Below are 12,748 nucleotides of genomic sequence, written 5' to 3' on the forward strand. Positions count from 1 at the left end.
CGGAGAAGCGAAATATTTATAGAACAATTTACATCCCCTAGCATAAAGCCCCAGAGGGGCGACATATTTTACACACCATAAAAAATAATAATTGTCCTACAAAATTAAAATTATTAACTAGCTTTACTAAATAATTAATTTTAATTAATCACATGGCAAACACCTATTCTCAGCTATATGTTCAAATCGTTTTTGCTGTAAAGGGAAGACAAAACTTAATTTCCAAAAACAAGAAAAACGAAATTTATAAATACATCACTGGAATTATTATCCATCAAAAACAAAAACTGATTGCAATAAACGGAATGCCAGATCATATTCATATCTTAGTCGGAATAAAACCAAATATTTCAATATCAGATTTAGTGCGAGATGTTAAATCAAGTTCATCTAAATTCATAAATGAACAAAAGTGGATAAATGGTAAATTTGAATGGCAAACAGGTTTTGGAGCCTTTTCATATGGACATTCGCAGTTAACATCTGTTATAAAATATATTGAAAATCAAGAAGAACATCATAAAACCAAAACATTTAAAGAAGAATATATCGCATTTCTAAAATTATTCAATATTGATTTTAAAAATGAATTTATTTTTGATGATATTTAATATTATATCGCTCCGCTGGAGCTTCAAATGTTATTCGATTATTATAATAGCTATAAATATTTTGCTTCTCCGAAGCATTTCTTAAATACCACATTATCTTGAAACTGATTTACGCCACATTTTTTATCAGCATTTTTGGGTGTTTTGCTCAAAACGATACTTTACAAAACCCTTACTTTAAATCATACAATGATAAAATTACCGTCAGTACTTATTATTTAGACACTTCCAATAGTTTTCAGATTGCTTCAGGCAGTCAAGATTCGCAAACATTTGTTAATCTTATTCCGAATCGGAAAGAACAAATTGGTTTTAATTTGAATTATAAAATCATCGATGTTACGATTGGTTTTGCGCCTAAATTTCTTGGCGGTAACAAAGGCGATTCTCATTCCAAGCATTTCAATTTCAATACCCGTTTTTATTATAAAAAATGGATGCAGTCATTCACTTTCATCAATCAAAAGGGATTTTATATCAGTGATGATAATATAACTGCTCAATTGCCAAGAATGAGAACCACTAAAATTGGCGGATCGACAGCTTATGTTTTTAATGATAAATTCTCTTTTAAAACACTGGTAAGCCAAAATGAATGGCAGACAAAAAGTTCTGGAAGTTTTATTCCGACTTTTTCATTTTATTACACCAATATAGATTTAAACACTCCAGATTCGTCTCCCGGCGATATTTATGTATTTACTTTAGCGCCTTCTTACTTTTACAATTTCGTAATCAGCGATCGTGTTTTAATTGGAGCTGGAATTGCCTTAGGATTTGGAATTAATGATGTTGACGGAGATACATCTGCTTTATATCAAGCCGATTTCAATTTAAAACTGGCCTATAATAAAGACCGTTTCTTTGCTTTTGCGAGTTTAAATTCGGTAAGCTTTGTTCAAGATGAAAAAGTTGATCCTAGGCTGAATGATAATGTTTCAACATTAAAATTTTCGGTAGGTTATCGATTTGATCCTCCAAAAAAAGTAAAGGAAGTTTACGATAAAGTCAATAAAAAAATTGGGCTGTAAAAAACACTCTTTCAATAAGTTCTAAAAAATGCTTAAATTAACGGGAATTTATTCCACCTAAAATTCAGTATTATGGCAAATATGAACAATGAACAATTAAATCGCATGCATTCTGGGAAAGGTTTTATTGCTGCTTTAGATCAAAGCGGCGGAAGTACTCCAAAAGCATTGGCACAATATGGAATACAGGAAAGCAGTTTCTCAAATGATGAAGAAATGTACACTTTAGTACACGAAATGAGAACGAGAATTATAAAAAGCCCTGCGTTTGACAGCGAATATATTTTAGGTGCTATTTTGTTTGAAAACACAATGGATCGTAAAATTGACGGTCTGTGGACTGCTGACTATTTATGGGAGAAAAAACAGATTGTACCGTTTTTAAAAGTTGACAAAGGTCTTGCTGATCTAGCAAATGGCGTACAGTTGATGAAACCTATTTCTAATTTGGATGAATTATTGACGCGTGCTGTTGAACGAAACGTTTTTGGAACTAAAATGCGTTCTGTTATTAAAGAGGCAAATGCAGCAGGTATTTGCGAAGTTGTGGAACAGCAATTTGCTGTAGGTCTTCAAATCTTTAAAAAAGGACTAATTCCTATTATTGAGCCTGAAGTTGATATTTATAGTGCTGATAAAACAAAATCAGAAGAAATTCTAAAAGAAGAAATCATAAAACAACTACGCACATTAGACAAAGATGTAAAAGTGATGCTGAAATTATCGATTCCAACGGTTAATGATTTTTACAGCGAATTAATGTCGAACCCGAATGTTGTTAGAGTTGTGGCTCTTTCCGGTGGATATTCTAGAGAAGATGCCAATGACAGGCTTTCACAAAACCACGGATTGATTGCGAGTTTCTCAAGAGCATTATCTGAAGGACTTAGTGCTGACCAATCTGATAATGATTTTAATAATACGCTGAAACATACGATAAAAGCTATTTATGACGCTTCTATCACTTAATAAATTGTTCTTTACAACTTAAAAAAATCCCCGAAAATTAATTTTTCGGGGATTTGTATTTTATAGCTTATTTAGAAGTCATCTCGTCAGCTAAATCTAATGTCTGTAAAATGATGTTTTTATCAGATTTTAAAGTGTTCAATTTAACTGCAAAAATCAATTTGTTATTGATTAGTTTTTTAGGAGACTCAAAAGTAATATCTGAAAATTGCTTCGAAATTCTATTTAATTTCTCAAAATCAGATGCATTAGTACTTTCAGATTTACCGAAAACATTCATCGTCTGACCAATATTCAACTTTCCGAACATATAATTTTTCTTTAAATCTTTCTTGGCTTCAGCCACAAATGATCCTTTTTCTTTGCTAAAATAATCAAGCGTGTTTGCTACGACAACAACATCTTTGTCTTTGATAATAAACAAATCGCCATATTCTTTTGTTCCTTCTATCAAGAAAGTATTTCCGTTTTGAGTCAAAAATTGCTTACGAACGCCTAACTGTAAAAGCTTATCTCCAAATGTTGGATGTGTAGAGGTAAAAATCACAGAAAAAAGCGGCACTGTTTTCTTAATTTTTTCTTCTTTTTCTATCGGCTCAAAATTTTCATCGTAGTCGTACGATTTAGAAACTACCTCAACTTTCTTGCTGTTGTATAAAAACAGGCTCAAATCACCGTCAAAAAGCTTTGCTGCGGCTTCTTCATCAACAATTGTAGAAATTAAATCTGTAACCACGGTCAAATCATCTCTCTTTAACGCAGGACTATTAAACAAATCGGTCATTAAAGACGGAATGTTTTCAAGCGCTGCTTGGGTATTGATGTGATAAGACATATATCCCAAAGGCTTATTCAACGGGAAGTAATTAAATATGTTTTTGTTGATTTTTCTATTGCTGATTTTCCCTACAACTTCTGCAATCTGCTCTGAATATTCGATAACTTCTTCTATTCGCGCATTGTTGTTGTCGAAATAAAAATCGAGATTTATCCCTTTTACAAAATTGCCCAAATTTTTCTGGTTTGGTAAAAATTTATCATAACCTCCAAAAATTGCCATTGGATAGGAGTAAGAAGAATATAAGCCAGTCATAATTGCACCATAATTTACCCACGATGAAATATCTGCCAGTGCATTTATTTTATCAGATACAGGTGCCGTAAAACCATTCTCAAACAATGCTTTTATCATCAAATTTTGCTGTTCGGCCAATTTTTGATTAAAGTCATCTTCTTCTTTAGTGTATTCAGCATAAGATTCATTACTATATGGAGATTCTTCTGCAGGAGATTCTTCTACAGCTGTTGAATTATCACTAACTGCCGGCTCCTCAATAGACAATTCTTTATAAGGTTCATCTATTGCAATTGAATCTTGCAGTGTAACTGCTGCTGGAATATCATATTGGTTTGAGTGAAATTTCTTTGTTAGTTTTAATATTACCAAATAATTATCATTCCACGCAAATGATTCTTTTTCATTTTTTGTGGTAAGAATACTGAAATTTCCAAAATCCTGAACATTTGGAGCTATAACCGAATCTGTGTTTTTATTCAAGCTGTATTCTTGCAGTAAAAACTGTCTTGCAGCTTCTTTATTCTTTATCGGAATCGTGATTTGACAATACGGAATACTGTCTGTAAAATTTCCGTGAACGGTTAATTGTTTGTCTAAATAAAAAAGAGATGTGTACTTGCTGATGTCAAAACCTGAGTTTCCCTCTTTGTACTTATTCAATACAGGATGATTTAATACCTCATCTATATTTACTTTTTTCGAAAGTTGATTTCCATTAAATTGTACAAAATAGTCGTATTTATTTTGATTGTTTTGACCAAAGGTCAGATAGGTGGCGAATACTAAAAATAAAGTGCAAAACTGCTTCATAAATCAGGGCGTTAATTGGATTGTATTATTCATTAATGTCGATTTTTTAAGTACGCTGTACATACTCTGTTTCAAAAAAACCGTTTTTTTGTTTTTGGATATTTTACTATTGGTATTTTCAACTGATGCAATATCTTTGTCGAAAGTATAAATCGCTGTTATACTGGCTTCTTCAAGATCTTTCTTTTTCTTTGGGTCTTTAATTACTTTCTCAGGAACTGGATAAGAAGCAATTCGTTCAAAATTTTTAGCATTACTGCTAAAATGAATTTGATCACGCTGATTGTTAATCGTATTTACGACAGCGTTTAAGGCTTTTATATTGGCATAATTAAGTTTGATAATGAAAACATAATTGTCAAAATCTGTTTTGGTCGTTACGTTTGAAATACCCCCAATTTTTGAAGCTTTCACTTTAAAGTCTTCTAATTTCTGCGAGATTTCCTGTTCGTTTGGGATTTTAACGCCATCAACTTCTTCTAAAAAAATAGCGGATTTGGTTTTAAACCATGATTTCGAAAAATCGATCATCAATGTATATTCACCACTTTGGTCGTCGTGATGTTTGATTCTTTCTGTTATCTCAAAACAACTCGTCATGAGCAAACAGCAGCAGAAAGCAAGAATTTTCTTCATTTAGCAAATTTATGCGAAATATTTTAAAAACCTACCGCAAAGGTTTCTTAAAATTCAGCTTATAAAAGCATCAATTTTTAGATAATATTAACGGATTCTACACAGGTCTAAACTCCTTATTCTGTTGATTTTTGATTAACTTTGCGCTACTTGTTAAAAAAGTAAAATAATCTTCAAAAAAATAAAAAAACAACTTCACTTTTAGAAATTAAGATTTATTGATCTGTTTTCGAAGAAATCAGGTTTCAAAGTCTGAAATCTAAAATCTAAAATCTAAATTATATGTTCCCATTACAAAGAAACCGTCGTTTGAGAACCAATGAATCAATTCGTTCTTTAGTACGTGAAACCAGTTTAAGTCCACAGGACTTTATGCTTCCAATGTTTGTTGCTGAAGGAAAAGATGTAAAAGCAGCTATTCCGTCAATGCCGGGAATTTACCGTCATTCCTTAGACAACACAATAAAAGAGGTAAAAGAAGCATGGGATTTAGGTATAAAAGCGGTAAATATCTATGTAAAAGTCAGCGATAATTTAAAAGACAACAAAGGAACTGAAGCTTGGAATAAAGACGGCTTAATGCAGCAAACTATTCGTGCGATAAAAGACGCTGTTCCAGAAATGATCGTTATGCCAGATGTAGCTTTAGATCCTTATTCAATCTATGGTCATGACGGAATTATTGAAAATGGTCAATTAATCAATGATGCAACTGTTGACGCTTTAACTCGAATGAGTTTAAGTCATGCAGAAGCTGGAGCTGATTTTGTTGCTCCAAGTGATATGATGGATGGAAGAGTTTTAGCGATTAGAAAGGCTTTGGAAGAAAACGGACATCATAATGTTGGAATTATGAGTTACAGTGCAAAATATGCTTCGGCATTTTATGGTCCTTTTCGTGATGCTTTGGATTCTGCTCCGGTAGATTCTCAAAATATTCCAAAAGACAAGAAAACTTATCAAATGGATTATGCTAACCGAATTGAAGGAATTCGTGAAGCTTTATTAGATGTTGAAGAAGGCGCAGATATTGTTATGGTAAAACCAGGAATGGCTTATTTAGACATTGTTCGTGAGGTAAAAAACGCAGTTCATGTTCCTGTTGCTGTTTACCAAGTTTCTGGTGAGTACGCTATGGTAAAGGCTGCAGCCGAAAGAGGATGGCTAGATCACGATAAAATTATGATAGAGCAACTTTATTGCATTAAGCGTGCGGGCGCTAGTATTATCTCTACTTACTTTGCAAAAGAAGCTGCTGTAATTTTAAATAAATAACATGAAGAAAGTATTATTCTTATCTGCTGTTTTAGCATTTGCTTCATGCAAAAAAGAAGCAACTGAAAATCCAGATCATAATCCTGCTGAAACATATACTGAAGGAGAATCTGCAGAAGCCAAAACACCAGAAGCTTTAGGAAAAGAAATTTTTGAAGGAAGAGGAAACTGTACTTCTTGCCATCAAGTTGATCAAAAAGTAATTGGACCAAGTATTAAAGAAATCGCACAGATTTACAAAGATAAAAATGCTGATATCGTTACGTTCTTAAAAGGAAAAGCGGAACCAATTGTTGACCCAAGTCAATTTGCGGTTATGAAAACTAATATTCCGATAACGCAGGCAATGTCTGATGAAGAATTAAAGGCTATTGAAACGTATATCTACAGTCAATTAAAATAATAATGAAAGTTTTGTTTTATTGCTGACATACTGTTGTCACCGCTTCGGTTTAGATTTGTGACTTAATAACTAATTTTTTAAATATGAGCATTCAACAATTTAATGTAATTGGTATTTCGGTAAGAACTACAAACGAAAATGGTCAATCAGCTCAGGATATTCCTGCTCTTTGGAACAAATTTATGACAGAAGGAATTCAACAAAAAATTCCAGCTAAAATTTCAGAAGAGATTTTTTGCATTTATACCGATTATGAAAAAGATCACACCAAACCTTACACTACTATTCTAGGCTGTAAAGTTGAAAGTTTAGATTTTGTACCTGAAAACATGGTTGGTAAAACAATTGAATCTGCTGAATATGAAAAAATAATTGCCAAAGGAGATTTGACTGAAGGTATTGTTTATAATAAATGGCTGGAGATTTGGAATTCAGATCTAAATCGAATTTTTACAGCAGATTTTGAAGTTTATGGAGAAAAAGTCCAAGACCCAAAAAATGCAGAAGTTGATATTTACATCGCAATTCGATAAGACTTAAAAACAAAAACGGCGCTGATTCAGCGCCGTTTTTTTATATTTTACTCTTACCAGATTTTAACTCTCTTAGCAGGATCAATATACATTTTATCTCCTTTTTTAATATCAAAAGCTTGGTAAAAAGCATCTACGTTCTGAATTGGCACAACTGCTCTGTACATTCCAGGAGAATGCGGATCAGTTTTAACCTGACTCTTAATTGCCTCGTCTCTAGATTTTGTTCTCCAAACCGTAGCCCAAGAAATAAAGAAACGCTGCTCTGGCGTAAAACCGTCAATTAAACCAGGATTTCCGTTTGCTTTTAAATACAATTGTAACCCGTCGTAAGCAGCATTAATTCCGCCTAAATCTCCAATGTTTTCCCCTAAAGTAAATTTACCATCTACATGAATTCCAGGCAAAGGCTCTAAAGCGCTGTATTGATCTGCCAAAGCAGTTCCAAGAGTTGTAAACTGTTTTAAGTCTTCTGGTGTCCACCAGTCAACAAGATTTCCATCAGCATTGTAACGTGCTCCAGAATCATCAAAACCATGAGAAATTTCGTGACCAATAACAGCACCAATTCCACCGTAATTAACTGCTTCATCAGCTTGGTAATTGTAGAAAGGCGGTTGTAAAATTGCCGCTGGGAATACAATTTCGTTATACGACGGATTGAAATAAGCATTAACTGTTTGAGGTGACATTCCCCACTCTGTTTTATCAACTGGTTTACCCAATTTCGCTAAACTTTCGGCATAAGACCATTTTGATATGTTTTTCATATTATCAAAATAAGTTCCGCCTTCGTTAACATTTTTAAGTTCTAGCTTAGAATAATCTTTCCATTTATCAGGATATCCAATTTTAATGGTAAGTCTCTTTAGTTTTTCAATTGCTTTTGCTTTTGTTGGTGCAGACATCCAAGGCAATGCATTGATTCTATTTTCGTAAGCTAACATTACATTAGCAATCATGCTCTTTGCTTTGTCTTTTGCCTCAGCAGGAAATAATTTTTCTACATACAATTTCCCCAAAGCTTCTCCGGTAGCACCGTTAATTACCTGCAATGCCATTTCTTCACGAGGACGTTGTTTTAACGCTCCAGTAAGGGTTTTTCCATAGAAATCAAAATTTGCTTCTTCAATAGCAGTAGTCAACGTTGAAGCATTTCTGTTCAATAAAGACCATTTCAAATATTCTTTCCATGCTTCTACTTTCTTTTCAGAAAGTGTTTTTTCTAAAGCAATCATATAACGGGGCTGCGATACATTTACTGAATCCAATTTCGTCATTCCAATTCCAGTGAAATATTTCTCCCATTGAATAGAAGGTGTGTTTTTCTTTAAATCAGCAATCGCAGTTGGATTGTATTGTTTTCTGCGGTCTCTTCTTTCAACACGGTCTAATCTTGGAGCAGAAAGTTCAATCTCTAAAGCTAAAATTTGTTTTGCGCTTTCTTTTGCTTTTGCAGGAGATTCTCCAATATATTGTAACATTCTCGCAACGTGTACTTCGTATTTTTCACGTTTTTCTTTTGAATCTTTATCGTCTGAATTGTAGTAATCCTTATCAGATAATCCTAAACCTCCCGGCCCTAAGTTAACGGTATTTTTGTTACTGTTTTTAGCATCAGCCCCAACATATACTCCAAAAAAACCAATACCTCCTTGTGGCTGCATTTCAATAAAGAAATTCTGAAGATCGGTAACGTTTTTAATAGCATCGATTTTCTTCAAAACAGGCTGAAGTGGTGTAATTCCGTTTTTATTGCGACCAACAGTATCCATAATCGTGTTAAACAAAGCAATTGCTTTACCTTGATCTGTATTTGATTTGTATTTAGGATCTTTTGATGCTTCTTTTAGAATAGCAAGAGCATCATTATCAGTCTTCTGACGCAATTCGTTAAAACTTCCCCATGAATTTCTATCGCTTGGAATCTCTGTTTTGTCCAGCCAAGCTCCATTTACGTAACGAAAAAAATCATTTTTTGGGCTCACTTTCGTGTCCATATTAGAAAGATTGATACCCGGTTCTTTCTTTTTTGCGTCTTGTGCCTGAGCTGCAGTAATTGTAATCATTGCAGAAACAACACAAAACAGCGGCTTTCTAAACTGTTTAATCATTTTTATTTATAGTTTTTAGTATATACACAAACATATTGCAATTATTCTAAACTATGTGTTAAATACACTAAATAATTAATTTGATACTTTATAGAAACAAAAACGGCGCTGAATCAGCGCCGTTTTTTATCGTTTGATATTATCTTACCAAATTTTAACTCTTTTATCTGGACTTACAAACATTTTATCACCGCTTTTAATTCCAAAAGTAGTGTAAAAAAACGTCCATGTTTTGAATTGGAACATAAGCTCTGTACATTCCCGGAGAGTGTGGGTCTGTTTTTACTTGGTTTTTTATCGCTTCGTCTCTTGATTTTGTTCTCCAAACTGTTGCCCAAGAAATAAAGAATCTCTGATCTGGTGTAAAACCGTCAATTAAACCAGGATTTCCGTGTTTCTTTAAATACAACTGCAGTCCATCATAAGCTGCATTTATTCCTCCTAAATCTCCAATGTTTTCACCTAATGTAAATTTACCATCTACTTTAATTCCCGGTAAAGGTTCTAAAGCGCTGTATTGATCTGCTAATTTATCACCAAGTGCTGTAAATTGTTTTAAATCTTCAGGTGTCCACCAGTCTACAAGATTTCCTTCGGCATTGTAGCGTGCTCCAGAATCATCAAAACCATGTGAAATTTCATGCCCAATTACAGCTCCGATACCGCCATAATTTACAGCTTCGTCAGCTTGATAATTGTAAAACGGCGGTTGTAAAATCGCTGCTGGGAAAACAATTTCGTTGTAAGATGGGTTGTAATACGCATTTACAGTTTGAGGAGACATTCCCCATTCTGTTTTATCAACTGGTTTGTTTAATTTTTCAATTCCTTTTTTGAAGTTCCATTTTGCTATATTTCGTGAATTATCGAAATAACTTCCGCCTTCTGCAATACTTTTAATTTCAAGCGCTGAGTAATCTTTCCATTTATCAGGATAACCTACTTTAATGGTGATTTTGTTTAATTTTTCAATTGCTTTTACTTTTGTTTCTGCAGACATCCAAGTTAAGTTGTTGATACGATTTTGGTATGCAGTGATTACATTCTGAATCATATCTAAAGCTTTGGTTTTAGCTTCAGCTGGAAAAACTTTCTCAACGTACAATTTACCAAGTGCTTCACCAACATCGTTATTTACAATTTGCAATGCTTTTTCTTCACGCGGTAATTGTTTTAATGCTCCTCTTAACGTTTTGCTGTAGAAATCGAAATTAGCCGTTTCAAGATTTGTTGATAATTTCGTTGCATAGGTATGGACTAAATCCCATTTTAAATACTCTTTCCATTGTCCAACTTTGTTAGCTGTAAAAACAGTTTGAAGCGCTTTCATGTATTTAGGCTCCATAACTATAACTGTATCAAGCTTTGCTAAACCTATTCCAGTAAAATAAGCTTCCCATTTTATAGCTGGTGTTAACTTTTGAAGTTCAGCAATTGTCATTGGATTATATTGTAAACGGCTGTCTCTGCTTTCAACACGATTTAATCTTGGCTTTGACAATTCAGTTTCTAAAGCTAAAATAGCCGAAGCACTTTGCTTTGATTTCTCTGGAGATTCGCCAATAAACTGCATCATCTTTGCAACATGCAATAGGTATTTTGCACGTTTTTCTTTAGAATCTTTATCTTCTGAAATATAATAATCTTTATCTGGCAATCCCAATTGGTTTACTCCAAGATATACCGAATTTTTAGAACTGTTTTTTTCATCAGCACCTACATAAGTTCCAAAAAAACCAGCAGCTCCTTCTTGTTCTACTTCAGTTAGATATTTTTGAAGATCGGCAACGCTTTTTATAGCATCAATTTTTTTCAAATAGGATTGTAAAGGTGTGATTCCTTGTTTGTTTCTGCCTACTGTATCAAGAACGGTTGCAAATAAATTTATTGCTTTTCCTTGATCAGTATCTGATTTGTACTTTGGATTTTTTGATGCTTCTTTTAGAATAGACATTGCATCTTTATCTGTTCTCTTTATCAATTCATTGAAACTTCCCCAAGTTGTACGATCACTTGGAATTTCGGTGTTGCTTAACCAAGTTCCATTTACATATTGAAAAAAGTCCTGACCTGGACTAACTTTGGTATTCATGTAGGAAACATTAATACCGGGCTCTTTTGGAGCTGCGTTTTGTGCTTTAACTGCAGTTAATGAAAACATTACAGAAAAGACACAAAATAAGGGTTTTGTAAATTGTTTGTTCATTTTCGAGTGTGATTTTTGTGTTAATACAAAAATATTGTTAATATTTGGAATTTTGTGTTAAAATCAAAGCAATAATTAGCGGCAGTATTTTAGTAAGAAGTATAACCTCCGCCATTTCTGCTTTTTAAGATTTAAACCGCATACAATTTCTAGAAAGTAAGTTTCATCAGTGTGTGCATTTAATTAAAAATCTGCTTAAATCTGTAAAATCTACATAAAACAAAAGCACTGCACCTTTACAAGATTAAAAAATCAAAGCTGTTAAAAAGCATTATAGTTGTGCCTTTTAAAATGCTCTTTTCGTATTTTTGCGCCAAATTGTTTTTATGAAATCGCTTCTATACAAATACCGCAAATTCTTTATTGTATTAATTGTCTTTTCGGTTGTCACTATATCTTTATTTTATTCGGCTTTAAAACCGCAAAAAACACTGCCTATTTTTAATCCTGCTGATGTTAATCCAGAATTAGTCGACAGCACTGTTCAATACAAAAGTAAATACCATACAATTGCTGATTTTTCGTTTGTAAATCAAAATGGAGACACGATTACTCAAAAAAACTACGAAGGAAAAATTTATGTTGCTGATTTTTTCTTTACAACCTGCGGTTCTATTTGCCCAAAAATGACAACGAATCTTGAGGAGGTTCAAAAAGCCGTTTTAAACAATCCAAAAGTTATGCTGCTTTCGCATACTGTTTTTCCAGAAGTGGACAGTATTCCTGTTTTGAAAGCTTATGCTGTAAAACATGGTGTTGTAGACAGTAAATGGAATTTGGTTACGGGCGACAAAAAAGAAATCTATACGATGGCGAGAAAATCGTATTTGGCGGTAAAATTAGGTCGACCTGATCAATTGTACGATATGGTTCATACCGAAAATTTTGTTTTAGTTGATCAAAAAAGACGTGTTCGCGGTTTTTATGACGGAACGAACAAAGAAGAAATTAAACGTCTGTTGGAAGACATCGATTTCTTGTGTAAGGAGTAAAATCCTCAATTTTTAGAAAGATTTAGCATTTTCAGGTGTGTTAAATGCCTTGAAATAAAGAATTATTGCCTATTTTTGCAATCTAAACTC

At 33.3% G+C, this 12,748-nt stretch carries 10 protein-coding genes and 1 pseudogene; 7 read left to right on the top strand and 4 right to left on the bottom strand.

Annotation, left to right across the window (positions count from 1 at the left end):
• Positions 1 to 152: 152 nt before the first annotated feature.
• The 3 genes from tnpA (at position 153) to BOW55_RS01665 (ending at position 2,611) form a co-directional block, all read left to right on the top strand.
• Complete coding sequence (tnpA, locus tag BOW55_RS01655) at positions 153 to 611, top strand: IS200/IS605 family transposase (RefSeq protein ID WP_129022692.1); 459 nt, start codon at positions 153 to 155, stop codon at positions 609 to 611.
• Between the two features lie 98 nt (positions 612 to 709).
• Positions 710 to 1,642 carry a DUF4421 family protein gene (locus BOW55_RS01660; protein WP_241686442.1) on the top strand — a complete coding sequence of 311 codons (933 nt, stop codon included), beginning with the start codon at positions 710 to 712 and terminating at the stop codon, positions 1,640 to 1,642.
• Positions 1,643 to 1,723: 81 nt separating this feature from the next.
• Positions 1,724 to 2,611, top strand: coding sequence for a fructose bisphosphate aldolase (locus BOW55_RS01665; protein ID WP_129022731.1), 888 nt, complete (start codon positions 1,724 to 1,726; stop codon positions 2,609 to 2,611).
• A 67-nt stretch (positions 2,612 to 2,678) separates the two neighbouring features.
• Here BOW55_RS01665 and BOW55_RS01670 read toward each other — a convergent pair whose 3' ends face one another.
• A complete protein-coding gene (locus tag BOW55_RS01670; protein WP_129022694.1) occupies positions 2,679 to 4,499 on the bottom strand; it encodes a hypothetical protein in 1,821 nt (606 codons plus the stop codon).
• Positions 4,500 to 4,502: 3 nt separating this feature from the next.
• On the bottom strand, positions 4,503 to 5,135 hold the full coding sequence (locus tag BOW55_RS01675; protein WP_129022695.1) for a hypothetical protein: 633 nt from the start codon (positions 5,133 to 5,135) through the stop codon (positions 4,503 to 4,505).
• Between the two features lie 282 nt (positions 5,136 to 5,417).
• On the opposite strand from BOW55_RS01675, the gene hemB reads away from it, so the two are divergent.
• From hemB to BOW55_RS01690, 3 genes are all read left to right on the top strand, one after another.
• A complete protein-coding gene (gene hemB / locus BOW55_RS01680; protein WP_089053472.1) occupies positions 5,418 to 6,410 on the top strand; it encodes a porphobilinogen synthase in 993 nt (330 codons plus the stop codon).
• Position 6,411: 1 nt separating this feature from the next.
• Complete coding sequence (locus BOW55_RS01685; protein WP_129022696.1) at positions 6,412 to 6,813, top strand: c-type cytochrome; 402 nt, start codon at positions 6,412 to 6,414, stop codon at positions 6,811 to 6,813.
• Positions 6,814 to 6,896: 83 nt separating this feature from the next.
• A complete protein-coding gene (locus BOW55_RS01690) occupies positions 6,897 to 7,346 on the top strand; it encodes a GyrI-like domain-containing protein (protein ID WP_129022697.1) in 450 nt (149 codons plus the stop codon).
• A gap of 53 nt (positions 7,347 to 7,399) precedes the next feature.
• Here the strand turns inward: BOW55_RS01690 and BOW55_RS01695 are convergent, their stop codons facing one another.
• Together BOW55_RS01695 and BOW55_RS01700 are read right to left on the bottom strand one after the other, a co-directional pair.
• The gene (locus BOW55_RS01695) at positions 7,400 to 9,460 is read right to left on the bottom strand and encodes a M13 family metallopeptidase (protein WP_129022698.1); all 2,061 of its coding nucleotides are present in this window, start codon (positions 9,458 to 9,460) and stop codon (positions 7,400 to 7,402) included.
• 144 nt (positions 9,461 to 9,604) lie between these two features.
• A pseudogene (locus BOW55_RS01700) lies at positions 9,605 to 11,666 on the bottom strand (M13 family metallopeptidase).
• A gap of 326 nt (positions 11,667 to 11,992) precedes the next feature.
• Here BOW55_RS01700 and BOW55_RS01705 point away from each other — a divergent pair.
• The gene (locus tag BOW55_RS01705) at positions 11,993 to 12,658 is read left to right on the top strand and encodes an SCO family protein (RefSeq protein WP_089053477.1); all 666 of its coding nucleotides are present in this window, start codon (positions 11,993 to 11,995) and stop codon (positions 12,656 to 12,658) included.
• Positions 12,659 to 12,748: the final 90 nt, after the last annotated feature.

This window comes from Flavobacterium sp. YO12, from assembly GCF_004119495.1.
Taxonomy (GTDB): Bacteria; Bacteroidota; Bacteroidia; order Flavobacteriales; family Flavobacteriaceae; genus Flavobacterium.